Source organism: Pseudomonas sp. W2-17, from assembly GCF_041060445.1.
In the GTDB taxonomy this organism is placed as follows: domain Bacteria; phylum Pseudomonadota; class Gammaproteobacteria; order Pseudomonadales; family Pseudomonadaceae; genus Aquipseudomonas.
In genome coordinates this window covers 307,700-330,361 of sequence record NZ_JAUFNS010000006.1, presented here as the reverse complement: position 1 = coordinate 330,361, position 22,662 = coordinate 307,700, and the positions used below count along the sequence as shown (strand labels likewise).

Below are 22,662 nucleotides of genomic sequence, written 5' to 3'. Positions count from 1 at the left end.
TTCTGCGGGCGCCAATGGATGTCGCCTGGCTAAAATCACGTTTTTATAATCGTTCTATAGTCGTTCTATAGTCGTTCTATAATCACCTATAAACGTATATTTCACCCATAGCCATAATTGGTCTATAGTCACTCTATAATTGCCTATAGAGCTGTGCTTGAGGACTACAGATGCCCGAAATCTTCTACCACCGCCCCGAGTTGGCCGCCCGGCTCTCGAAGCTGATCATGCAGATATCCGTGGGCAGCTCGGCCAGCTCGGGTGTTTTCCTGGCGGCGCCACGGCGTACGGGTAAATCCACGTTTGCCCGTGAAGACTTGCGTCCTGCGCTGGAGAAAGCGGGGGCGATTGTGCTGTATGCCGACCTCTGGCAAGACCTGACCAAAGACCCCGGCCTTGTCATCGTGGAAGCCATCCGCGAAGCGGTTGGCCGAAACGACGGCTTCATCACACGGCTGGCCAAGGCTTCCGGGATAGACAAGGTTGCTGTTGGCGGCTTGAATTTCAGTCTGGATAAAATCGGCCTCGGCAAGGACATCGACCTCACCACGGCGCTGGTGGCGCTCTCCGACGAATCGCAGAAGCTCATCGTTCTGATGATCGATGAAGCGCAGCACGCGATCACCACCGAGGCGGGAGTGGCGGCGCTGTTCGCGCTCAAGGCGGCAAGGGACGAACTCAACAGCTCCAGGCACCACGGCCTGCGCATCGTTTGCACCGGCTCGAACCGGGACAAGCTGGCCATGCTGCGCAACAGCAAGGACCAGGCGTTCTTTGGGGCGTCGATGGTGCCGTTTCCGACGCTCGATCAGAACTACATCGACTGGCTGTGCGCCAATATCGATCTGCCATCCCCGCTCGATCCGGCAGAGGTGTTCCAGCTGTTCAAAGAAAGCGGCTATCGGCCCGAATTGCTCGGCGCAGCGGCCGATGCCATTCGCTTCGACTTTTTCATCGACCCTGAAAACGTCCGTGAGCGGTTTGCCGAGCTTGTTCGGGCACAGGCGGATGAATTGAATGCGAACCTCAAGAAGGTGATCCACAGCCTCACCCCGATCCAGTCGGCCGTGATTCGCGTCATGGGCAGCATGGGCGACAACTTCGCCCCGTTCGAGGCGCCCACCATGGCGTTGTACGCCACAGCGATGAAGCAGGCGGGCATCCCGGAAAGCGACATCAAGGTTGAGGTCCCGGGCGTGCAACAAGCGCTCATCGCGTTGCAGGAAAAGAACCTGGTCTGGAAGGCTTCGCGGGGTGTGTATGCGGTGGATGAGCACGTGATCGTTGATCTGCTGCGCGCCGACGGGCTGCTTGAAGGCTTGTAGTCTCGCTGCAGCCCGGAATCGTTACCTCTTAAGGGCAATGGCCTCCTGGACAAGGCACTCAAGGGCGAACTGCTCGGTGTAGGTCATCTGAATGGGCGTTGTTTCGCCCTTGACGGTTCTTTCGCCGTCCAGGATGTAGCGGATGCGCTTGTCGGTGACACCGATACGCTTGGCGATCCACGAAGGTGTTTGTCCGATCCGCGAAATCAGCTTGTCGGCGTATTCGGTGGAAGGGTTATAAAGTTCTGCGTTGGGTGTCATGTGACGTCCGGATAGAGGTTAGGCGCTGTGTGTTCAGGCGAATGCTGCACAGTGTGCCCATAACCGGGCTGCGTCGCGACCCCAATGGCGTTCGCCGGAGCTGCAACGGTTCTGAGGGGGAGGCCCTGGGGTGGATTCACCCTCGGTGCAAGCACCGATGCCCGTCCTGACTGGTCGTGCAAATGCTGCAGATACTGATTCAGGCAAAATCAGGTTCAGAAAATCTTATAGCCAACGTGCGTGAAGATTTAATCATGGCGGCACACTCATCACTTGTGACGGGTTTACTGAAAAGATAACCCTGAATTTGATCGCAGCCATGTTTGACAAGCAACTCGAGTTGGTCAGATGTTTCGACGCCTTCCGCAATGACGTTTAGATCCAGTTCGTGCGCCAATACGATGACCGCGCGGGTGATCGCCGCGTCTTCATGATTGCTTGTTATATCTTTTATGAACATTCTATCGATTTTGAGCGTGTCGATAGGGAATCGCTTCAAGTAGGCCAGGCTGGAATAACCCGTTCCGAAATCATCGACCGAAAGACCTATGCCATATGACTTTATCTCTCGCAGTATTTCAACCGCCGACTCGGGTTCAATCATCAGCACGGATTCAGTGAGCTCGAACTCTAAAAGCGCAGGGTGGATACCGTATTCTTCCAGGATATGCCTGACGGTTTTAGCCAGTCCTTTTACCTGAAGCTGCCTGGCTGAAAGGTTGATGGCGATCGGTACCACCCCGAGATTGGCATCTTCCCAATTTTTTAGCGTTTCACAGACCTTCCGGATAACCCATTCGCCCACAGGAATGATCAGACCGGTGTCTTCAAGCATAGGGATAAAATCAGCGGGAGACACCAGGCCGAGCTCTGGATGATTCCACCTCAGTAATGCCTCCAGACCACTGATGCTGCCGTCTGTGAGGTTGACCTTGGGCTGGAAGTGCAGAATGAATTCGTCGCGATCAAGCGCGCCCCGCAATAGCGTTTCAGTTTGCAAACGCTTGACGGCACTTTCATTCATCTCGGCAGCGTAAAACTTAAAGGTATTACGACCGCTCTTTTTTGCATGGTACATGGCGGTATCAGCGTGCTTGAGGATGACGCCAGCGTCATCCCCGTCAAAGGGATAATTAGCAATGCCAACACTCGCTGAAACGAATATATCCTGACCGCGAAGATTAAAGGGTTTTGCCAAAGCGTCGACAATACGGGTCGCGAGCGATTTTATGGAGCTCTCCGAATAAGCAGCCTGTGTGACAACAATCGAAAATTCATCGCCCCCCAGCCGTGCAACCAGACTGTCGTCATCGATATATTCTTCCAGGCGCCGACTCGCCTGGATGAGCAATTCATCCCCTACGGAATGCCCCATGGTGTCGTTCACGGTTTTGAATCTGTCCAGATCGATGAACATGACGCTTATTGCAGAGGGCGCGGATGAAGAGCGGCTGATTTCAGCGTGCAGATAATTATTGAGAAACCAGCGATTAGGCAGATGTGTAAGCGAATCATTTTCGGCCAGATAGGTAAGCCTTTTCTTCGCGTTATCCCGTTCAAGCGCGGCGGCCAACAGGTTTGCCAACGTTTGGAGGTAGCTAACATCTTCACGGGTAAAGGGCTGCCCCGCGGTGGCATAGACCCCAAGCACACCCTTAAAGGCATCCCCGCACGGTATATCGACCTCTACACGGCTTCCAATGCGCTCAGCGTCCACTGTGTCAACCGACAGCAATTTGTACGTCGCATCAGGCGTATCGGAAATAATCTCAAGCCCGCCAGAAAAACCCATACCGCTCAAGAATTCATTCGTATAGCCACTCCGGGTATCAACGCTGGCAAAGCCGGTCCTGGCGTTGAGGATGATGCGGTGACTCACTCGCTCAACGACCAATAAAGCGGCCTTACTCATGTTCAAACCTTGCGCCGCCGTCAGTGCGGCCAGTTCACCCAGGGCGCTGACGCTTTCCTCTGTCAATGCCTGCTGGCCAAACAGGGCGATCAGGTTTTGCCTTCTGGCGTTATCGAGAATCGCATCCTCAAACTCTTTTCGATCCGTAATATCGATGTCGATGCAGATATATTTTTCAACGCCGCCCTTGTCATCGAGAATAGGGATGATGGTGCGTTGGTGCCATTTATCCTTACCGGCAAGACCGGTAAGCCTGACTTCACCGTTCCATACTTCGCATTCAGGTGCCCACTGCCACGGCTGAGTGGTTGAAGACATGCCGTTCCAGACTTGATCGATCGTCAACTCTAAAAGCTCGGCGCGGGAACGCTGTGAGCTTGTCACGAATCGTTCGTTGACATAGGTGATGCGACCGGAGGGCGAACATTCGCAAACGATTGAAACCTCATCCAGGGCGTTTTTATGCTGCACCAGGGTGTTCATCAACGATTCGATGCGCTGACCAAAGTGATTACGCATGTTCGCCGCAGTACGGTTTACCGCCTTGATTGCCTCCTGTATTTCAACGGGAGCATCCGCGACCAACATAGCTTCTGCTGCCACTGCGCCGGAAGCGATTTCCGCCTCATAGGAGTGAAGCTTGTCCAGGTGGGCAAGCGAACGCTTGATCACCCACCCCATCAGCAACAAGCTGGTGAGCAAGAAAAGCACTGCCAGTACCGTAGCTTGCACCACCAGATTACAAAGTTCGGTCGCTATTTTCTCGGCGTTGAATGACAGGCGCATCACGCCATAATCTTTCCCACCGATCGTTATCGGACGGTTGACATCGAACAGTCGTGCAGCGACCTCGGACTCTATCCATGCGGGGGCTCTGCCAACCGGCGCACTGGGCGCCTGCAGGCGAATGACGCCACCCGACAGATCAATAAACATGGCGGATTGAAATGGCGAGCGGGCCAGGGTCTTTTCGAGGGTTCTTTTGATGGTGTCGTAATCGCCGATGACTACGCTTTCCTCCACGGCTTGCGCGGCAACCTCGATCAGCATATTGGCGGTGTCTTGGATTTCCTCGATATGTTGAAGCAGCTGATTTTTATAGAAAAGACCCAGGCCGGCCGTCAGGAAGACCACGATCAGAATAGACAGCATCCCCAGTATTTGTGAGGTCAGTGATTTGGGCAGCAGGCTTTTAAAGAAAGTCATTAATAGCCTCTCCAGCTAAAGGTCAGTTTATTTACTTAAGGTTTGCCGGCAAGCTGCTGTAAAAATCACGATAGGAAGCGTAATCCGCTGCCGTCGCAGGAATAAAGGTAATCGGTGCAGGTGCATGAACTAACTCGGTCGCTTCATGAAGAATCTTGCTGCCGTCTTTATCGTACTGCATGTTGAAAAACGCGTTGGCTACCGCATCAAGTTCTTTTTGTGAAATACGAGGGGAGGCCATGAGGGCTAAATCGTTGAACGAGGACGAACTCCACAATACGCGGAACGACTGACCTTCTCTCTCCGTGTAGCCGCTGGCAAGCTGTGAGTTGACCCCCATCGCTTGAGCCTTGCCGCTGAGCAGCTGGCTGAAGGCGCCGTCCATGTTTCCTGCAAATACCGTAGACGTATGTATCCCTTTTTTTACCAGTTCCGAGCTGGTGACTTTGTAAGCAATAAACGCTTCGGGGCCGGGGTACACGACCTCTTTGCCTTCCAGTTCGGAAAGGCTGTGGATGGGCGAATCGGCGGGGACCACGATTTGTCCTTCGAGGGGAGGGGCGTCGCGGCGACCAAATACCTTCCAGCCCATTTTGTCGCGCTCCGGGCTAAACAAATGGTTGGTAAAAGCGAAATCGACTTCTTGTGCGAGCACATAACTGGTTGTGTCTGAGGATGTTCGCCCTAATTTAAGCGTGAGATTCACACCGCTTTTTTCGGACACATACCGTATGATCGGGTTCCAGAAACTGGCCGAGAGATTAAGGTTGTACTGGTTTACAGGTGAAAAGTTGTAGACTTTAAGATCTTCAGAAGCGGCGATATTTGAAAGGCCAAAAGACAGCGCAATAAGAATGGCTTTGCAGGTTAGGCGTAACATTACTTGTTAGCTCCAGATTTATACGAGTTTCTGACTCAAAGGTGTGAGCGTTAAATTAAACTCAGCAATCCAATAGAATCGGCCGAAGAGGGGAGATCTTAAGCAGCGTTTTCTTAAATAATTAGTTAACTGCATTGGATCCACCGATCCGCATCTCATCCCTGATCCCATTAACGAAGGCCGTTATCCTGTCCTCGTTTTGGAGGGGCGTGCGAAGGTTGGCTCTCAAGGGCTTCAGCGCTGGCTTGGACCCAGTGTTCGGAGGCGTGTTTGACCCTTTCGCTGGGTGAGGGGGGCCGTTGACGCTGACCGTCGGCGGATGCTTGCCAGGTTCTGTCCAGTGCAACTTACGGCGTAGGTAATCCCAGCCGGTGTGCTTCAGCGCGCACATTCATCGGTTTGCCTTTCAGCATTGGCTTATGCCCGAGGAGGGCAATGGCTGGCTCAAGGCTGTCGTCCGAAGGAACCCATCGAACCAAAGCGCGAGCGACCTGAATGCCTGGCCAGGCTGCCGCCCCGGCGCATGCCGAACCACCACCGGATCACCTGCTGATTTAAATTCCCCATAAATTCCTGTAATACAATACGATTGCTTTCGACGGGTCGCATCATGAGGATCGGCCCGCAGGTTCAAAGTGACCCTCGTTCGAGGAGGGTCTCCATCACGGCATTTACGGGTCATCAGGGATACAGCATGAAAGTACTACGTCAGGCATCGTCCTTGCGGCATCAAGTGCAGGATGCACTGCGCAACGAAATCATCTCGGGGCGTTTCAAGCCCGGCGATCGTCTGGTCGAGCAACAGCTGTACACCGCGCTGGACGTCAGCCGCACGTCGTTGCGCGAAGCGTTGCGGCAGCTCGAAGCCGAAGGCCTGGTGGAGCAGGTGCCCCATCGCGGCGCGTATGTCGCTTCGGTGGATGCCAAAGATGCGGTGCAAATCTATGACGTGCGCGGTGCGCTGGAAGTCCTGGCCGTGCGCAACTTCGTTCGTTACGCCACCGACGAAGACGTGGGCGAATTGAGCGAAGTTTTCGACGAGTTCGCCGAACAGTCGCGCACCACCAGCGTCGATGGCACAGCCTTGCTGGACATCAAACGACGCTTCTACCACGTCCTTCTCGACATCGAACAAAGTCGCGTCGTCGGCAGCATGCTCGAACAGCTCAACAACCGCGTCAGCCTTCTGCGCGCCTTGTCATTGGGCCGGGAAGGGCGCATGCCTCACACCCTCGCCGAACTCAAGGAAATCGTCCGCAACATCCAGCTGCGCGATGAAGAAAGTGCCTGCGCTGCGGCATTGCTCCACGTCGAGAACGCTTCGAAAAACGTCCTTGAACTGCTGGCAGCGACAGGGGCGCATGCCGTCGAGTAACGGTTCGCCGCGGTATGTCGACAGCACGCGATGGGGTGATGTCACGAGTCGCGACGACCGCACAGTAGCGTGTCAGGCACCTCATCTGGCAGACCTTCACCATTCGCTGCCGTCTTGCTTCCAGCGCGCCGACAGGTGTCGCGTCAATCCTGACTGGAGTCCACTCTCGCAGCCGCTAACGCAGCACCGCATATTCAAACGGCCTTCAGCGCTCTCCTTTCATCGCAACGCCGAATACCCCGTCGGCGCCATGAACTGCACCTCGATCCGCTCCACGATAATCGCCTGGGCTTCAGTCGCCGCGCGCTTGGCGATCCACTCGGCGTCCGCCTGAAACGCATTCCACTTCGTCTCGCGCTCGGCCAGGCTCTCCCACTCCAACAGATACGTCAGCGACTGATTGGTCGTCCCCGTCAGGTTGGTCCAGAAGCCGACCTGCCTGATCCCGTACTTCTCGAAAAATCCCAGCGTTGTGCTGGTAAACCGGTCATGCAATGCAGGCAGGCGGCCGGGAGCACAGTGATAGATGCGCAATTCAACGATCATTTTTCTTCTCCTGTTAAGGGCTGCTGACAAAGGTTGCAAGCAGGTGCCGCTGGTAAGAAAACGTAAATTATCCTATTGACCGATTGTATGACAGCCCTATAGTTTTGTTTCACCTGCAGATGAACGTCGCGCAGGAGAGGCTGACGCCGCCTCGACGCCATTGACAAGAACATAAAAATCAAAGGGCACGGACATGACGCAAGCGCAACGTATCGGCTTCATTGGATTGGGCATGATGGGCACTCCCATGACGGCCTGCCTGGCCAAAGCCGGCTTTGAACTGTTCCTCGCTGACGCCGACGCCGGCCGTCTGCGTGATGTGCAGGCGAACCTGAACGCCAGCGCGCTCACCGCCGAGAACGCTAAATCCCTCGACATCCTCATCACCATGCTGCCGAACTCGGACATCGTCGAGCATGTGTTGCTGGGCGAAAACGGCTGGGCCGCATCCCTGGCGCCGCAAGCGGTGGTGATTGAAATGAGTTCTTCGGAACCGGCGCGTTCCCGTGAACTGGGGCAGCGTCTCAAGACACTCAACCTGCACTACCTTGACGCGCCCGTTTCGGGTGGAGTGAAGCGCGCCGTGGACGGCAGCCTGGCGATCCTGGTGGGCGGCGATGCCGAGGTCCTGCAGCGTTGCCGTCCGGTGCTCGACGCCATGGGCAAGAACATCCTGCACATCGGCGACGCCGGTTCGGGTCATGCGGCCAAGGCGCTGAACAATTTCGTGTCGGCAGCGGGCTTGATGGCCACGGTCGAGGCGCTGCATGTCGCCAAACGCTTCGGCATTGACCCCGGCGTCATGGTCGATGTGCTCAATGCCTCGAGCGGCGGCAGTAACACCTCGCTGAACAAAGCCAGGCAATTCATGCTCAGCGGCACCTTCGGCTCAGGCTTTTCGATGCAGCTGATGAACAAGGACCTGAAAATCGCCAAGGGGCTTTCGGACGCGCTGGATTACCCGATGCTCTTCGGCCAGAGCGCGATCAAGGTCTGGAACGACGTGGCGCAGGATGCCACGCCTGCCACGGACCACACCGAGATGTACCGCATGCTGGCCAGGGAAGGCGAGTGAAGGAGCCCGATGCCATGTCAAACGCTGACAGGTTTTACATTGACGGGCGCTGGGTCGAACCGGCGTCGCCCTCGTGGTTCGACGTCATTGACCCGGCCACCGAAACCGTGGTCGAGCGTCTGGCGTTGGGTGATGCCACCGACGTTGGCCGGGCCGTGGCTGCCGCTCGCAAAGCGCTGCCGGATTACGCCCGGACGTCCGTCGCCGAGCGCATCGCGCTGCTGCAACGCATCGTTTCGATCTACGAGCGTCGTCAAGAAGAGTTCGCTCAGGCGATGCGCGTCGAGATGGGCGCACCCATCACGTTTTCCCGCAAATTTCAGGTGCCGCGCGGTTGGCTGCACCTCAATCAACTGATCGACGTGCTGCAACGCTTTCAGTTCGAAGAAACTCGGGGTACTACCTTGATCCGGCATGAACCCGTGGGCGTTTGCGGCCTGATCACCCCGTGGAACTGGCCGATCAACCAGATCGTGGTCAAGGTCGGGCCTGCCCTTGCGGCGGGTTGCACCATGGTCCTCAAGCCCAGCGAATATTCACCGCTGAGCAGCCTGCTGTTTGCGCAAGTGCTGGACGAGGCGGGCGTGCCACCCGGTGTGTTCAATCTGGTCAACGGCGACGGGCCGGGAGTGGGCGCAGCATTGTCGGCACACCCGGACATCGACATGCTGTCGTTCACCGGTTCGACCCGCGCGGGCGTGCTGGTGGCCAGATCGGCCGCCGATACAGTCAAGCGCGTGGCACAAGAACTGGGCGGCAAGTCGGCGAACATCCTGCTGGACGACGTTGACCTGCAGGATGCCGTGACCCGTGGTGTCGCCGCCTGTTTCACCAACAGCGGTCAGTCGTGCTCGATCCCGACGCGCATGCTGATCCCGCGCCACCTGATGGACGACGCCATCCAGATTGCCAAGGCTGCTGCCGAAGGCTACAGCGTCGGGCCCACGACGGATGAAAATACCCAGCTGGGCCCGCTGGTCAATCGGGCGCAATGGCGCCGGGTGCAGGGGCTTATTCAAAGCGGTATCGACGAAGGTGCGCAATTGGTGACGGGTGGGGTTGGGCTGCCACCGGGCATCGAGAAGGGCTACTACGCCAGACCGACCGTGTTTGCCAACGTCGCGCCGGACATGACCATTGCTCAGGAAGAAATCTTCGGCCCCGTGCTGTCGATGATTGCCTACGACAGCGAAGCGCAGGCGCTCGCCATCGCCAATGGCACCCACTACGGCCTGGCGGCATACGTGCAATCTGCCGATCAACAGCGTGCGCGTCAGGTTGCCCGCCAATTACAGGCCGGCAGTGTGCATGTGAATTACCCGCCAGCCGATTTCGCCGCGCCGTTCGGGGGCGTGAAGCGCTCCGGTAATGGCCGCGAGTGGGGCGAGTACGGCTTGCGCGAGTACCTGGAAGTCAAGTCTGTGGTGGGCTACGGCAGCTGAGCCGGCCAACCGCTTCACGGCACGGCTGAAAAAAAATTTGCCCGTTTCAAGTGTATGACAATCAGTCGATCGTACGAAAAGGTGAGAAGAACATGAGTGACAACGCGAATAGCAACGAACGCTTCGACCAGGGCTTCAACAATCGCAAGGAAGTGCTCGGCGACCGCCATGTCGAGAAATCCTGGGCGGCGGCCGACGACTTCAACCGGCCCATGCAGAAGATGGTCACGGAGGTCTGCTGGGGCGAGATCTGGGGCGACCCGACCCTCTCGTTCAAGACCCGCAGCATCATCAACATCGCGATGCTGACTGCCATGAGCCAGCACCATGAACTGGGCGTTCACGTACGCGGCGCCTTGCGCAACGGTGTGACCCGGGAAGAAATCCGCGCCGTGCTGATGCAGGCGGCGGTGTACTGCGGCGCGCCACTGGGCCTGGCGGCCTTCCGTGTGGCGTCCGAGGCGATCAAGGCCTACGAGGCCGAAACCGCCAGCTGATCGTTCCACCTCCATGCTTGCGTCCGACAATAACTATAAGGAAAACGTCATGAGCACCTACGCCCCAGCCAGATCGGCGGCTGAAATCGAACAGTCGATCGAGCATAAGAGGAGGAACGCCATCAAGGGCGCGTTTTTCTCCGAGTACATCGACATGTTCGACATCTACTTGCCGGTGGTGGTGTTGTCCCCGGTGTTGTTCTATTTCCAGCCCGCGCAGCTGTCACCTAGCATGGCGGCGATTCTGGCCTCGCTGGTGTTCATCACCACGCTGCTGGGCCGCCCCATCGGCGCCTTGCTGTTCGGCATGATCGCTGACAAGACCGGGCGGCGCATGGCGTCGATCTACTCGGTGTCCGGCTTCGGCGTGGTCACGCTTCTGATCGCGCTGCTGCCCGGTTATGAAAGCATCGGCATCGCGTCGTACTGGCTGCTGGTGCTGCTGCGTTTCGTCGACGGGATTTTTCTCGGCGGCGGTTACACCGGGGCGATGCCGTTGGCGATCGAGTATTCGAAAAAGCACCAACGCGGGTTCGTGGGCGGCTTGATTATCGCCGGCTTCCCGTTGGCCTACGTCACCATCAACCTGGTGGCGATGCTGATGTTCATGCTGTTCCCCCTCGATGGCCCCGGCTCGCCTTACGTGCAATGGGGCTGGCGCATTCCGTTCGTGATCGGTGCCGTGCTGGCGGGCATGTTGGCGCTGTATTACGTCTACGCGGTGTCGGAATCGGAAATCTGGGAAAGCGAAGCGGGCAATAAACCCCGCGAAAAGCTGCCGCTCACTGATCTGCTGCGGGGCAAAAGCGGGCGCAACCTGCTGCAAGTGTTGCTGATGATGACCGGCTTCTGGCTGACCCAGAACATCATCACCATCTTTCTGCCCACCGGCTTGCTGCGCAACACCTTGCACCTCTCGGGCATGGAGGTCACCGGGACGCTGCTGATCGCGTATTCGGTGCTGTTCTTCAGTTATATCGCGTCCGGCATGATCGGGCAGAAGATCGGCCGTCGGCGCTTCTTCATCATTCTCGGGCCGATCATCGCCACGCTGGGCGCCGCGATCATGTACGTCCTGGCCAACGTACAGGGGCTCACGTTGCCGGTGATCATCACGCTGGTCTGCGTGCTCTCGGTGCTGGTGACCGCGCCATGGGGCGTGATCGTGACCTATATCAACGAGCGTTTCGTGACCGACGTGCGCGCCACCGGCTTCGGTGTCGGTTTCAGCCTGTCAGTGATCATCCCGTCGTTCTACGCCTTCTACATGGCCTGGCTGGGCGAATTCATGCCGTTCACCGTAACCCCGGCCGTGCTGCTGGTGATTGGCGGTGTGATCGCGACCATCGGTGCCTACATGGGGCCGGAAACCAAAGACGTGGATTTCTAGAATCTCTGCACGTGAGGAGAGCTGTCGTGAATAGCAAAACCGTGGGTTTCATCGGTCTGGGCAACATGGGCGGGCGCATGACACGCTGCCTGGTGAATGCCGGGCTGAGCGTGCTCGGGTATGACACCGACGGCGAGCGGGTCAAGGCCGCAGGCGCGCAGGTGGCCGGATCGGTCGCCGACGTGGCGGCCGAGGCCGGCGTTGTGCTGCTGTCGCTGCCTGACAGCAAGGTGGTCGAGGCCGTCGTCGAAGGGCCGAAGGGCCTGCTGGAGCATTGTCGCGAGGGGCAGGTGGTCGTTGATTTGAGCACTGCGGCGGCGAGTTCGACGATGCGTTTGCACGGGCTGTTTGCCGAGCGCGGCGTGCAGTACGTCGACGCGGGGATTTCCGGTGGCGCGGCGGCGGCGGAGAAGGGCGCGCTGACCTTGATGGTCGGTGGCGACAGCGCGACCGTGGACACCCTGGCGTGGGTGTTCAAGCCGATCGCCAGCAAGGTGTTCTTGATGGGCGAAAGCGGTGCCGGCCACACCACCAAACTGCTGAACAACTTCCTCAATGCCGTCAGCCTGGCGGCCACGGCGGAGGTGATGGTCGCCGGCAAGAAGGCGGGCCTCGACCTGCATCGTTTGCTCGACGTGTTGAACAGCAGCAGTGGCGTGAATTTCGCCACGCTCAACCGCTTTCCGCACATCGTCGACGGCAATTACCTTGAAGGCGGCCTGACCGGCAAATTGATGACCAAGGACGTGGTGCTGTACCTCGATCGCGTCCGCGAACTGGGGGTCGCCTCGCTCAATGCATCGGGTCCGCTGGCGAGCTTCGGCCTGCAAACGGCGCTCGGCTACGGCGACCTGATCAGCAACCGCGTGGTGGACGCCATCGGCGACCTGTCCGGTGGGGTACGCCTGCACGAATCGGCCATAGAGAACAAGAAAGGAGACAAGGCATGAAAGTTTTTCACGGCGCGGTCGAAGGGGCGATTTCCGAACAGCGGGGCGCGACGTTTACCGGCGTGGTCTGGGCCGACCCGGTCATGCCCACCACGGATGGGGTGACCATCAACAACGTTTCGTTCAACCCCGGCGCGCGCACCTACTGGCATTACCACGAACAGGGGCAGGTGCTGTACGTGACGTCGGGCAGCGGCTGGATCTGTCTGGAAGGCAGCGCGCCACAGCCCATCCGCCAGGGCGACACCGTGTGGATCGGCCCCAATGAGCGGCACTGGCACGGCGCCAATACCACGAACTTCATGGTCCACACCGCCACGTCCATCGGCAAGACCGTGTGGCAGGAATCGGTGGCAGATGTGGATTATCTGCGTGGCGCGGATTGAGCCTGAATGCCGCCATCCCCTGTCGGAGCGAAGGCATGTGCGGTGATGGTTCAGGCGCCACGGCTCTATCGATCATGCCGGCCAATCTTGAATGAATTGGCTCCCGCAGGTCATGCAACGCTCTTCAATGTTCAGCGAGGAACACCATGAGCCTCACCGAAAAACAACAACAGGCCAAAGCCGCGTTTGAACGTCACGGGACCTGGAATGCCGGCTGGGACAGCCTGCTGCGTCTGGACCCCGGTTTTGTCGAAGCCTACGCCGGTTTCGCCTCAGTGCCGTGGCAGAAGAATCACCTGCCGCCCAAGGTCAAGTCGTTCGTCGCCCTCGTCGCCAGTGCCAATGCCACACACCTGTTCCAACCCGGCATTCAGGAACACCTTCATGCGGCCATCCAGCACGGCGCGACCCGCGAGGAACTGACCGAGGTGCTGGAACTGATCAGCACGGTCGGCATTCACGCCTCCAACGTCGGGGTGCCGGTGTTGCTGGAAGTGCTGGAAGAAGAGGGCATGCGCAATGGCCCGGAACCCCTGGATGCGCGCCGCGAAGCCCTCAAGGCGAGCTTCATCGAAAACCGGGGCTATTGGCATCCGTCCTGGGAGGGCCTGCTGGAACTGGACCCGGAGATGTTCGAGACCTACGTCGAATTTTCCTCGGTCCCTTGGCGCACCGGCGTGCTGGAGCCCAAGGTCAAGGAGCTGATGTATTGCGCGTTCGACGCTGCCGCCACGCACCTGTATGTGCCGGGCCTCAAGCTGCACATGCGCAACGCGCTGCGCTACGGCGCGACCAGGGAAGAGATCATGGAAATGCTGGAGATCGTCAGTGTCATCGGCATCCATGGCGCGCAGGTGGCAGCGCCGTTGCTGGAGCAGGCTCTGCAGGCGGCGCGCAATAATCCTCGATAACGCCGCGTCCCGATTCTTCTAACAATAACGAAGCCGCAAGCCATCAGGCCCTGAACACAGACCTTACCTGGAGTTTCCCCATGAACACGCCATCGACCGTCAGACCGGACTGGACCGACCCCGAAGTGATCGTGGTGCGGTACGGCACCCGGCAGACCACCAAAAGCGAGTGCTATTACAACTTCCGCGCTTACCGCGAACCGGACGCGGAGATGACCATGGACTATTTTTTCTGGATCTTCCGCAGCGCCGAGCAGACCATCGTCATCGACACCGGTTTCAGCCCGGAAGCAGCAATCGCCCGTAAACGGCAACCCGTGGTCGCGCCTGCAGATGCATTGGCTCGCCTGGGCATCGACCCCAAAGAAGTCAAATTGCTGGTGCTGACTCACGCCCATTACGACCACGCCGGGAACCTGGGCCTGTACCCCAACGCGAAAATCGTCATGTCGCGCAGAGAGTTCGAATTCTGGGGCACCGACATGGGCAAGCGCCCGCAATACGGCCACCACATCGACCCGCTGGACATCGAACGCATTCAGGCGCTGCACCGCGAAGGCCGCATCACACTGCTCGACACGCCGCAGAACACGCTGATTCCGGGCATTGAGCTGTACGAACTCGGCGGCCATACGCCGGGGCAGATGGCCGTGGTGGTGGAAATGCCTGAAGGCCCGGTGATCCTCGCCTCGGACGCTATTCACTATTACGACGAACTGGAGCAGGACCGGCCGTTCGCGGTGCTCGACAGCCTGGCGGACATGTACCGGGGCTACGAGCGCATTCGCGAATGGTTGCAGCGCCCCGGTGCGCTGATGATTCCTGGCCATGACCCTGACGTGATGAATCGCTTCGCCCCCGTTGACGCGAGCGATCCCTCGTTCGCAGTGCGTATCGACGCCCACGGAGCCGGGGTATGAATGGGCGCACGGCACTGGTGACCGGGTCGTCCGACGGACTCGGGCTGGCGATGGGCAAAGGCCTGGCCGCAGCGGGGTATGACGTGGTCCTGCACGGTCTGGCCGCGCCTGACGCGGTGCGCCAGGCCCGTGAGGATCTGATGCGCGCCCACGATGTGCAGATGCGTTATGTGCAGGCGGACCTGTCCACGCCAGCGGGCGTCGAGGCGTTGATCGCATCGGCGGGGCGGGTTGACGTGCTGGTGAACAATGCAGTGATCCGGCATTTCGCCCCCCTGGATGAGTTTCCCCTCGCGCGTTGGGATCAGGCCCTGGCGGTGAATGTCACGGCGGCGTTTCTGGCGATTCAGCGGGTGTTGCCGGGAATGCGCGAACGGCGGTGGGGGCGGATTTTCAATCTGTCGTCGGCCTACGGATCGCGGGCCATCGCCAACCGCATCGATTACGTGACCACCAAAACCGCGCTGTTGGGCCTGACCCGCGCCGTGGCGGTGGAAACCCAGGGGCAGGGCATTACGTGCAACGCAGTGTGCCCCGGCTCGGTGCTGACACCCAACATCGAAAGCCGACTGACCGCGCTGATGGCCGAAAAGCAGCTCAACCGGCAGGCCGCGACCGTGGAGTTCCTGCAAGGCAAGCAGGCCACCGGGCGCTTCATCGAGGCCAGTCATGTGGCCGATCTGATCGTCTACCTCTGCAGCGAATCGGCCAGCTCGATCACCGGCGCGACGTTGCCGGTGGATGATGGGTGGATGGCGGGGTGAGCCATGCACCAAAGGCGCCCGCAGTGGTGACAGCGTCAGACCTTAAGAAAATGGATACCCCATGACTCAAACCCTAAGCCATCAACTCGCGCAGTTCATCGAACGCGCGACCTGGTCGGACATTCCCGCCCATGTACGACACGAAGCCCATCGCGCGCTGGTCAACTATTTCGCGGTGTCCCTCGCAGGCTGCAGCGACCCGGACGTCGCCAGGGCCGCGACGCTGTTTTCGCGCTTCAACGCAGGTGGCGAAGCTCACGTGATTGGCCGCGCTGAGGTCATGGACATGCTCAGCGCGGCGTCGCTGAACGCCATGAGCGCCAACGTCTTCGACTACGACGACACGCACATTCCGACGATCCTGCACCCCACGGCGCCAGTGGCTGCGGCGCTGTTCGCCCTGGCGGAAACCCGCGTGATCAGCGGCGAGCAACTGCTGCTGGCGTTCGTGCTGGGCGTCGACGTCGAGTGCCGCATCGCCTTGGCCATTTCCCCCGAACACTACCGGCGCGGTTGGCATATCACCGCGACCTGCGGCGTCTTTGGCGCGGCCGCCGCTGTCGGCAAGGTCCTGGGCCTCGATGCCCGGCAACTGGTGTGGGCGTTCGGCAATGCCAGCGCACAGGCCAGCGGGCTGGTGGAAACCCTCGGCAGCGCGGCGAAGAGCATCGGCGTCGGCAATGCCGCGCGCAATGGCTTGCTCTCGGCCTTGCTGGCAAAAGAGGGGTTCGCCGGGCCAGACCAGCCGCTGGAGGGGGAGCGGGGGTTTCTGAACGTCTTCGGCGAGCAGCCACGGCTCGACGAAATCAGCGCAGGGCTGGGCGAGCGCTGGGCCTTGTCGGCCAACACCTACAAGCCTTATCCATGTGGCGTGGTGCTCAACCCGGTGATTCAGGCCTGCCTCGAACTGGGGCGGGACCGCAGCTGGGCGCTCGAGGACATTCAGCGCATCGAACTCACGGGGCATCCTTTATTGCGCCAACGCACGGATCGGCCCGACATACGCCTTGGCCGGGAATCCCAGGTCAGCGCGCAACATGCCGTGGCCGTCAGCCTGGCGACGGGCAGGGCGGGGCTGGCCGAATTCAGCGACGCAGCGGTCAGCGATCAACGGCTGCGCGCGCTGTACGGGCGATTGCAGTTCGTGGATGACGCCGATTATCCGGTGGAGTCGGCACAGGTGCGGATCGTCTTCCACTCAGGCTCGGTCCTCACCCGAAACCTCGACGTTTCCCTCGGCAGCCTCGATGCGCCGCTCAGTGATCATTTTCTCGAAGACAAACTGCGCGTTCTCACAGCCTATGGCCGTTCGGGGTGCGAACCGCAACCGTTGATCGACGCGTTGTGGAAACTCGAACACTCAAACGATGCCGGTGCGCTGATGCGTCTGGCGAGTCTCTAACAGGCAGGAAAACCATCATGAGCAATCAACTACTGGGCTTCATCGGCGTCGGCGTCATGGGGCGGCCGATGGCGCGCCGGCTTCTGGAGCAGGGCCATTCGCTGGTGATCTACGACAAGGATCAAGGCGCGCTGGATGAACTCGGCGCGTTGGGTGCGCGAGTCGCGGGCAGCGTACGAGAAGTAGCCGACAGCGCCGAAATCGTCTTCACCAGCCTGCCGAGCCCGGCCATTCTCAAGGCCGTGGCGCTGGGCGCGGACGGGATCGTCGAGGGCAACACGGTGCGCATTCTGGTGGACCTTTCCACCGTCGGTTCCCGGGCCGAGCAGGAAGTCGCCCAAGGGCTGTCGGCGAAAGGCATCGACACCGTTGACGCGCCTGTCAGCGGCGGCGCAGCGGGCGCGAAAAAGGGCACGTTGGCGCTGATGGTCGCGGGCAAACCGGCGGCAGTCGAGCGAGTGCGTGCGTTGTTCGACGTGTTCGGCAAGGTGTTCATCGTCGGCGAACAGCCGGGCCAGGGGCAGTTGCTCAAGCTGCTCAACAACATGCTCTCGACCACCGCGTTCGCCATCACCAGCGAAGCCTTCGTCGCAGGCGTGAAAGGCGGGCTGGACCCCGCAGTCATGATGGCGGTGATCAACGCGGGCAGCGGCAAGAACGGCGCGACGATGGACAAATTTCCCAAACACGTCCTGCCCGGCACGTTCGACTTTGGATTCCCGATTTCAAGCGTGTGCAAGGACATCGGATTGGCCGTCGAGGAATGCCAGGCGCTGGGCGTGCCGATGTGGCTGGGCACCGCGGCGCGTCAACTGTGGAACGTGGCCGCACAACAGGACGGCGGCGGACGTGACCTCACCGAGCTGGTGCGCACCGTGGAGGGCTGGTCGAATCGCTGAGACCTCAGCAACCGGTTTGGAGCGCCTCGGTCTGGGCCCATCAGGGTCATCGATCCCAGGCATCGCCCGTGGCGGAGAAGGGCGCTGACCTGATTCTGCAGGACGCCTGATTTCGTTGCCTTACTCCAGGGTAAAACCTCTTGATGGCCCGTTCATGGCCCAGCTACTTGCACGCTGGAGCCACGGCGGCCATTCAGGAGGAACAACCCTCCCCATGCCTATTTCAACGCTTTCAAGCGCACGCTCGCCCTTTGCACGGCCGCCATTTTCTCAGGGCGCTTCATGCGTTTCCACTTTCTGATGTCTTCCTTGGTCCGGCCACAACTCACACACAGATCACCCCTGAGCTGGCACACAGCGATGCACGGATTTTCGATTTCCTTCGCCATCGTCAGTGACCCTTGGCCAGTCGCTGCTGCCAGTTGCCACGGTGAGTGCGCTGGCATTCTTCCTCAGAATCAAAGCGGACGTTGCGATCTGACAGCTTCAGATCGATGCCGGCTTCATTCAACGCAACGGCCGTCAGCTCAAAGACGCGAGCCTTCGCTTCAGCCTGGGCGAACTGTCTGTCCGCCAGCGTTTCGAACACCCAGATCACCGTCAGGGTTTCAGCCAACGCCTCCAGGTCAGCAAGGTGGGTCAGCCAGGTGAAGCCTTTGATTTCACCTTTTGCGGTTTCGCACGCGTCGGTCAGCGTGGCGATTAACCGGCGTTCGATTCGCGCCCGTTCACGTTTGCCGAGTGGCATCGCAATTTCCTTTTGGTTAGGGCAGGGGTGCTCAGTCAGGCCGGTCGAAATTCGACCGTCAGATGCCTGACCTCATGGACCGGCTGGAGACGTTCACGAATGGTGTCGGCGTTCGCAGTGGCTGCGCCAAGGACGCTGACGATGGCCGCATGGGCTTGGGGGCCAACCCGCCAGACGTGCAGGTCGGTGATGGTGGCATCCCCCGGTTCTTCAACCAACTGGCGGATCTCCTCGGCCACGTGTGCGTCAGTCTGATCGAGCAATACGCCTGCGGTGACGCTCATCAAGGTCCATGCCCACCGCGCGATAACGATGGCGCCGACGATGCCCATCGCCGGGTCCAGCCACACCCAGCCCAGGTAGCGACCGGCGAGCAGTGCAGCGATGGCCAGCACCGACGTCAGCGCGTCTGCGATGACGTGGACATAGGCTGATTTCAGATTGTTGTCGTTGCCATGATGGGCATGGTTATGGCCGTGATCATCATGATGGTGTTCATGGTCGTGTTCATGGTCATGCCCATGACTGTGCCCGTGGCCCAGCAACAGTGCGCTGACGATATTGACGATCAAGCCGGCAATCGCGATGAGCGTAGCGGTGCCGAACTGAACGGCCGTTGGCTGCAAGAGGCGCATGACGGACTCAACGCCGATTCCCAGGGAAACCATACCGAGGATCAGCGCCGACGCGAACCCGCCCAGATCTCCTACCTTTCCTGTGCCGAAACTGTAACGCTGGCTGGAAGCGTTGCGTTTGGCGTATCCATAGGCGGCCGCGGCGATGCCCAATGCACCGGCATGAGTGGCCATGTGAAAACCATCGGCCAGTAACGCCATCGAGCCGGTGACATACCCGGCGGTGATTTCACCCACCATCATCACAACGGTTAGCGCCACGACCCACAGTGTGCGCCTGGCATTCTCATCGTGGGCTGAGCCCAGGAACACGTGGTCGTGCCCGTAGTTGACGTTCGTGCTTTGCATAAGCGAGTGCCGGGATGTGTTCATTTGGAATAACGACGAATGGCTTCAAGAAGCTCTTCGACACCTTTGTTGCGCTCAGCGTCGCTGAGATCAGGATTCGCCACATGCGCGCGGGCGTGGTCTTCAATGATCTCCTCCATCAAGCCGTTGATGGCCCCGCGAGTGGCGGCAACAAGGTGCAGGGTCCTGGCGCAGTCGAGATCAGACTCCAATGCCCGTTCGACGGCCTGGAGTTGTCCGGCGATGCGCTTAACACGCTTGATAAGATCGTTTTTGTTTGCTGCGATATGACCCATCGGATGCACCCCTGCCTAGACGGAATGCAGCATAGGGGTACCCCCTATACCTATGCAAGGGTTGCCCTACGAACGGCTCAACGACGGATCACCCACGCACTGCACGGCGAATATACCGCCGCACATCGTCCAGCGCGGGCACAACAGCCAGCACGCCAAGCACCAGCGAGAGCGGCACAGTGGCGATGTACCCGACGTGTTTGAACCCGTACGCACCCACGACCCCACCGGCGAAGAAGCTCAACGCCAGTACGGTCAATATTTTCAGGCGCGCACGATTGGCCAGCACTCGCGGTTGCCCGGGCGGGGTGGCGCCATTCCAGTAAAAGAATTTGCCAAGCTCAATGCCGATGTCCGTGACGATGCCGGTGATGTGCGTGGTTCTGATTTCGGCTTTTGAGACTTTGGTGATGAGGGCGTTCTGCAGGCCCATGATGAAGCACAGCAGCATCACGGTCAGCGACACGATCCGGCCGTCCAGCGCCGACAGCGTGGCGCCCAGAAAGCCGAAGCAAATCAGCAAGAAAGCTTCTAGCAGAAGCGGTAGCGCAAACGCGCTGTGCAGGCGTTTGCGACGGGAATAGTTGACCATGATGGCTGAACAGGCCGCGCCTGCCATGAAGGACAGCAGGGCGCTGCCGCCGCGCACCACCAGTTCGTACGCACCCAGCACCGCATTGTCGGCCATTGACGAGACGATGCCGGTCATGTGCGACGTGTATTGCTGCACCGCCAGAAAGCCCCCGGCGTTGATGGCGCCGGCCACAAACGCCAGGGCGAAACCAAGGTGCCGGTTAGCGGCGGCGGTGCGTCTTCTGCCGGTCAGGCTGCGGATGTATCTGATCGCCATCAATGGGTCCCGTGCCTGCTGGTTTATCTGACGCCGTGTTCATCCGACCTGCGCAATCACCGCCTCGACCCGCCAGTACACAACGCGCCCATAATGCCCGTAAAGTGCCTCTTCGCGCTCGCGATACAACTGTTGCGTAGACTCGTAATGGGGGGATTCCCTGACGGCGGCTTGTTCGAGGTCCACCGCGACAATCCTGTCCTCCCACGACACGTCAACGATCCACTCTGGCGCGATCAGCACCTTGTGCCCATGCCACCAGTTGCTGGTGTTGACGACAAAGTACTGAATTGCCCAGGTGTCTTCGTCGATCAGCACATCTTCGACGTGGCCGATTCCACCGTCTGTGGCGTTAATGTGAAAACCGAGCAGAGCACGGCCGCTGCGCAAGCTCTGATCGTCAGTGTCTTGCTGGGTCGGTGGCCCGATCGCCCAACTTTCGGCCGCCGGTTGATTCAGCGCCGTGGCAACAGCGCGCCGCTCGGGTTCGGAGTCGATAATATTCCTCACTTCCTGCTTGTCGACATGGATGGGCAGTCGGCGTGAGGCCCAGTCTGGCAGTTCGGTGGAAAAGGGTGAGATCAGCACCTGACCGCCGAACAGCCAGGATCCGGTTTCCACGACCAGGTACCTGATCACCCAGGCTTCGTTGTCGAAGTAGAAGTCGTTGACGTCGCCGATATTGCCGTCGATCGCGGCGAGGGTGAAACCTTCAAGGTCTCGCATGCTACGTAACATAGGGGTGTCCTTTTTGTACCGGTCGAGTGCTCGGCACAGGAGAAGGGTGCAAGCCAGCCAGTCGAAATGGCCACGCACACTCTGCGCGGTACTTCGGGTCGCGTCTGTTCGTCATCGCACGTTGCGGCTCAGGCCGCTGCGCAGCATTCAGAGGCGTGTCGATGAATGCTCATTCATGGCGGCGGGTGTAGCTCAGCAAGCGGTCGGACTCGGCCTTCACCACTGAATAGCATTCGCAGCTCAACTGTTCCAGTCGCGAGCGGTCAAGGACCTTGATCTGGCCCCGGCTGTATTCGATGACGCCCTGGCGCTGCAGCTTGCCCGCCGCCTCGGTCACGCCTTCTCTGCGAACACCCAGCATGTTGGCCATGAGTTCCTGGGTCATGGTCAGCTGATTGCCTGCCAGCCGATCCAGCGACAACAGCAACCAGCGGCACAACTGCTGATCGATCGAATGGTGACGGTTGCACAAGCCGGTCTGTGACATTTGCGCAATCAAGGCCTGGGTGTAGCGCAGCATGAGCAGCAACAGGTCGCCGTGACGATCAAACTCTTCCTTGAGTTTATGGCCGGCCAGGCGGAAGGCACCCCCGGCGCTCTGCACGACCGCGCGGCTGGACGTGCTCTCGCCGCCCATGAACACCGCGATCCCGACAAGCCCCTCGTTGCCGACCACGGCGATCTCTGCCGAGGCGCCGCTTTCAGTGACCTGCAGCAGGGACACGATCGAGTCGGTGGGAAAGTACACATGGCGCAAGGTGTCCCCGGGCTCATACAGCACCTCGCCCAATACCAGATCCACCCATTCCATGTGCGGCGCCAGCCGACTGAGTTCTTCATCGGCCAGCGCAGCCAGCAAGTGATTATCGATCGGCTGCGGCGCGCTACACATGACGGGAACTCCGG

General features: G+C 59.6%; 24 protein-coding genes. 13 read left to right on the top strand and 11 right to left on the bottom strand.

Translation table 11 applies throughout. The features are described 5' to 3' along the window. Positions 1-170 precede the first annotated feature (170 nt). Entirely contained in the window at positions 171-1,325 is a 1,155-nt protein-coding gene (locus tag QWI20_RS10410) for an ATP-binding protein (RefSeq protein WP_369305397.1), read from the top strand. Between the two features lie 21 nt (positions 1,326-1,346). On the opposite strand, the gene QWI20_RS10405 is transcribed toward QWI20_RS10410, so the two are convergent. The 3 genes from QWI20_RS10405 to QWI20_RS10395 form a co-directional block, all read right to left on the bottom strand. Further along, entirely contained in the window at positions 1,347-1,586 is a 240-nt protein-coding gene (locus QWI20_RS10405; protein ID WP_065988840.1) for a hypothetical protein, read from the bottom strand. A 199-nt stretch (positions 1,587-1,785) separates the two neighbouring features. Beyond that, the gene (locus QWI20_RS10400; RefSeq protein ID WP_369305396.1) at positions 1,786-4,704 is read right to left on the bottom strand and encodes an EAL domain-containing protein; all 2,919 of its coding nucleotides are present in this window, start codon (positions 4,702-4,704) and stop codon (positions 1,786-1,788) included. Between the two features lie 31 nt (positions 4,705-4,735). Further along, positions 4,736-5,584, bottom strand: a complete 849-nt coding sequence (locus QWI20_RS10395; RefSeq protein WP_369305395.1) for a phosphate/phosphite/phosphonate ABC transporter substrate-binding protein — start codon at positions 5,582-5,584, stop codon at positions 4,736-4,738. 694 nt (positions 5,585-6,278) lie between these two features. Between QWI20_RS10395 and QWI20_RS10390 the strand changes: the two genes are divergently transcribed. Then, the gene (locus QWI20_RS10390; protein WP_192172554.1) at positions 6,279-6,959 is read left to right on the top strand and encodes a GntR family transcriptional regulator; all 681 of its coding nucleotides are present in this window, start codon (positions 6,279-6,281) and stop codon (positions 6,957-6,959) included. A 219-nt stretch (positions 6,960-7,178) separates the two neighbouring features. Here the strand turns inward: QWI20_RS10390 and QWI20_RS10385 are convergent, their stop codons facing one another. Then, on the bottom strand, positions 7,179-7,505 hold the full coding sequence (locus QWI20_RS10385; protein ID WP_369305394.1) for an NIPSNAP family protein: 327 nt from the start codon (positions 7,503-7,505) through the stop codon (positions 7,179-7,181). 193 nt (positions 7,506-7,698) lie between these two features. Here QWI20_RS10385 and QWI20_RS10380 point away from each other — a divergent pair, with 193 nt between their 5' ends. The 11 genes from QWI20_RS10380 (at position 7,699) to QWI20_RS10330 (ending at position 18,141) form a co-directional block, all read left to right on the top strand. Further along, positions 7,699-8,580 (top strand): NAD(P)-dependent oxidoreductase, encoded by an 882-nt coding sequence (locus QWI20_RS10380; RefSeq protein WP_369305393.1) that lies wholly within the window; start codon positions 7,699-7,701, stop codon positions 8,578-8,580. 14 nt (positions 8,581-8,594) lie between these two features. Continuing rightward, complete coding sequence (locus tag QWI20_RS10375; RefSeq protein ID WP_369305392.1) at positions 8,595-10,022, top strand: aldehyde dehydrogenase family protein; 1,428 nt, start codon at positions 8,595-8,597, stop codon at positions 10,020-10,022. A 92-nt stretch (positions 10,023-10,114) separates the two neighbouring features. Continuing rightward, positions 10,115-10,519 (top strand): carboxymuconolactone decarboxylase family protein, encoded by a 405-nt coding sequence (locus tag QWI20_RS10370; protein ID WP_369305391.1) that lies wholly within the window; start codon positions 10,115-10,117, stop codon positions 10,517-10,519. 49 nt (positions 10,520-10,568) lie between these two features. Further along, positions 10,569-11,909 (top strand): MFS transporter, encoded by a 1,341-nt coding sequence (locus QWI20_RS10365; protein ID WP_369305390.1) that lies wholly within the window; start codon positions 10,569-10,571, stop codon positions 11,907-11,909. Positions 11,910-11,920: 11 nt separating this feature from the next. Then, positions 11,921-12,859, top strand: coding sequence for an NAD(P)-dependent oxidoreductase (locus QWI20_RS10360; RefSeq protein WP_369305389.1), 939 nt, complete (start codon positions 11,921-11,923; stop codon positions 12,857-12,859). Continuing rightward, positions 12,856-13,245, top strand: a complete 390-nt coding sequence (locus QWI20_RS10355; RefSeq protein WP_369305388.1) for a cupin domain-containing protein — start codon at positions 12,856-12,858, stop codon at positions 13,243-13,245. The genes QWI20_RS10360 and QWI20_RS10355 overlap by 4 nt, the downstream gene beginning before the upstream one ends. A 146-nt stretch (positions 13,246-13,391) precedes the next feature. Next, a complete protein-coding gene (locus tag QWI20_RS10350) occupies positions 13,392-14,156 on the top strand; it encodes a carboxymuconolactone decarboxylase family protein (RefSeq protein WP_369305387.1) in 765 nt (254 codons plus the stop codon). Between the two features lie 80 nt (positions 14,157-14,236). Further along, positions 14,237-15,076 (top strand): N-acyl homoserine lactonase family protein, encoded by an 840-nt coding sequence (locus QWI20_RS10345; RefSeq protein ID WP_369305386.1) that lies wholly within the window; start codon positions 14,237-14,239, stop codon positions 15,074-15,076. Continuing rightward, positions 15,073-15,840 carry an SDR family NAD(P)-dependent oxidoreductase gene (locus tag QWI20_RS10340; RefSeq protein ID WP_369305385.1) on the top strand — a complete coding sequence of 256 codons (768 nt, stop codon included), beginning with the start codon at positions 15,073-15,075 and terminating at the stop codon, positions 15,838-15,840. The genes QWI20_RS10345 and QWI20_RS10340 overlap by 4 nt, the downstream gene beginning before the upstream one ends. Positions 15,841-15,901: 61 nt before the next feature. After that, positions 15,902-17,242: an MmgE/PrpD family protein gene (locus tag QWI20_RS10335; RefSeq protein WP_369305384.1), complete on the top strand. Its 1,341-nt coding sequence runs from the start codon at positions 15,902-15,904 to the stop codon at positions 17,240-17,242. A 17-nt stretch (positions 17,243-17,259) separates the two neighbouring features. Then, positions 17,260-18,141 (top strand): NAD(P)-dependent oxidoreductase, encoded by an 882-nt coding sequence (locus QWI20_RS10330; RefSeq protein WP_369305383.1) that lies wholly within the window; start codon positions 17,260-17,262, stop codon positions 18,139-18,141. A 218-nt stretch (positions 18,142-18,359) separates the two neighbouring features. On the opposite strand, the gene QWI20_RS10325 is transcribed toward QWI20_RS10330, so the two are convergent. From QWI20_RS10325 to QWI20_RS10295, 7 genes are all read right to left on the bottom strand, one after another. Then, entirely contained in the window at positions 18,360-18,530 is a 171-nt protein-coding gene (locus QWI20_RS10325) for a DUF1289 domain-containing protein (protein ID WP_369305382.1), read from the bottom strand. 2 nt (positions 18,531-18,532) lie between these two features. Then, positions 18,533-18,889: a hypothetical protein gene (locus tag QWI20_RS10320; RefSeq protein ID WP_369305381.1), complete on the bottom strand. Its 357-nt coding sequence runs from the start codon at positions 18,887-18,889 to the stop codon at positions 18,533-18,535. A 35-nt stretch (positions 18,890-18,924) separates the two neighbouring features. Beyond that, entirely contained in the window at positions 18,925-19,872 is a 948-nt protein-coding gene (dmeF, locus tag QWI20_RS10315) for a CDF family Co(II)/Ni(II) efflux transporter DmeF (RefSeq protein ID WP_369305380.1), read from the bottom strand. Between the two features lie 20 nt (positions 19,873-19,892). After that, the gene (locus QWI20_RS10310; RefSeq protein WP_369305379.1) at positions 19,893-20,168 is read right to left on the bottom strand and encodes a metal/formaldehyde-sensitive transcriptional repressor; all 276 of its coding nucleotides are present in this window, start codon (positions 20,166-20,168) and stop codon (positions 19,893-19,895) included. 88 nt (positions 20,169-20,256) lie between these two features. Then, positions 20,257-21,018: a YoaK family protein gene (locus QWI20_RS10305; protein WP_369305378.1), complete on the bottom strand. Its 762-nt coding sequence runs from the start codon at positions 21,016-21,018 to the stop codon at positions 20,257-20,259. A gap of 39 nt (positions 21,019-21,057) precedes the next feature. After that, on the bottom strand, positions 21,058-21,756 hold the full coding sequence (locus QWI20_RS10300) for a PRC-barrel domain-containing protein (protein WP_369305377.1): 699 nt from the start codon (positions 21,754-21,756) through the stop codon (positions 21,058-21,060). A 169-nt stretch (positions 21,757-21,925) separates the two neighbouring features. Further along, on the bottom strand, positions 21,926-22,648 hold the full coding sequence (locus QWI20_RS10295; protein ID WP_369305376.1) for a Crp/Fnr family transcriptional regulator: 723 nt from the start codon (positions 22,646-22,648) through the stop codon (positions 21,926-21,928). Positions 22,649-22,662: the final 14 nt, after the last annotated feature.

Bases quoted from the DNA above. Each gene is read 5' to 3' on its own strand.
- QWI20_RS10320 (WP_369305381.1), bottom strand. From the start codon at position 18,889: ATGCCACTCGGCAAACGTGAACGGGCGCGAATCGAACGCCGGTTAATC.
- QWI20_RS10310 (WP_369305379.1), bottom strand. From the start codon at position 20,168: ATGGGTCATATCGCAGCAAACAAAAACGATCTTATCAAGCGTGTTAAG.
- QWI20_RS10405 (WP_065988840.1), bottom strand. From the start codon at position 1,586: ATGACACCCAACGCAGAACTTTATAACCCTTCCACCGAATACGCCGAC.
- QWI20_RS10295 (WP_369305376.1), bottom strand. From the start codon at position 22,648: ATGTGTAGCGCGCCGCAGCCGATCGATAATCACTTGCTGGCTGCGCTG.
- QWI20_RS10395 (WP_369305395.1), bottom strand. From the start codon at position 5,584: ATGTTACGCCTAACCTGCAAAGCCATTCTTATTGCGCTGTCTTTTGGC.
- QWI20_RS10350 (WP_369305387.1), top strand. From the start codon at position 13,392: ATGAGCCTCACCGAAAAACAACAACAGGCCAAAGCCGCGTTTGAACGT.
- dmeF (WP_369305380.1), bottom strand. From the start codon at position 19,872: ATGCAAAGCACGAACGTCAACTACGGGCACGACCACGTGTTCCTGGGC.
- QWI20_RS10335 (WP_369305384.1), top strand. From the start codon at position 15,902: ATGACTCAAACCCTAAGCCATCAACTCGCGCAGTTCATCGAACGCGCG.
- QWI20_RS10400 (WP_369305396.1), bottom strand. From the start codon at position 4,704: ATGACTTTCTTTAAAAGCCTGCTGCCCAAATCACTGACCTCACAAATA.
- QWI20_RS10365 (WP_369305390.1), top strand. From the start codon at position 10,569: ATGAGCACCTACGCCCCAGCCAGATCGGCGGCTGAAATCGAACAGTCG.
- QWI20_RS10345 (WP_369305386.1), top strand. From the start codon at position 14,237: ATGAACACGCCATCGACCGTCAGACCGGACTGGACCGACCCCGAAGTG.
- QWI20_RS10355 (WP_369305388.1), top strand. From the start codon at position 12,856: ATGAAAGTTTTTCACGGCGCGGTCGAAGGGGCGATTTCCGAACAGCGG.
- QWI20_RS10325 (WP_369305382.1), bottom strand. From the start codon at position 18,530: ATGGCGAAGGAAATCGAAAATCCGTGCATCGCTGTGTGCCAGCTCAGG.
- QWI20_RS10370 (WP_369305391.1), top strand. From the start codon at position 10,115: ATGAGTGACAACGCGAATAGCAACGAACGCTTCGACCAGGGCTTCAAC.
- QWI20_RS10375 (WP_369305392.1), top strand. From the start codon at position 8,595: ATGTCAAACGCTGACAGGTTTTACATTGACGGGCGCTGGGTCGAACCG.
- QWI20_RS10410 (WP_369305397.1), top strand. From the start codon at position 171: ATGCCCGAAATCTTCTACCACCGCCCCGAGTTGGCCGCCCGGCTCTCG.
- QWI20_RS10330 (WP_369305383.1), top strand. From the start codon at position 17,260: ATGAGCAATCAACTACTGGGCTTCATCGGCGTCGGCGTCATGGGGCGG.
- QWI20_RS10380 (WP_369305393.1), top strand. From the start codon at position 7,699: ATGACGCAAGCGCAACGTATCGGCTTCATTGGATTGGGCATGATGGGC.
- QWI20_RS10300 (WP_369305377.1), bottom strand. From the start codon at position 21,756: ATGTTACGTAGCATGCGAGACCTTGAAGGTTTCACCCTCGCCGCGATC.
- QWI20_RS10305 (WP_369305378.1), bottom strand. From the start codon at position 21,018: ATGGCGATCAGATACATCCGCAGCCTGACCGGCAGAAGACGCACCGCC.
- QWI20_RS10390 (WP_192172554.1), top strand. From the start codon at position 6,279: ATGAAAGTACTACGTCAGGCATCGTCCTTGCGGCATCAAGTGCAGGAT.
- QWI20_RS10340 (WP_369305385.1), top strand. From the start codon at position 15,073: ATGAATGGGCGCACGGCACTGGTGACCGGGTCGTCCGACGGACTCGGG.
- QWI20_RS10385 (WP_369305394.1), bottom strand. From the start codon at position 7,505: ATGATCGTTGAATTGCGCATCTATCACTGTGCTCCCGGCCGCCTGCCT.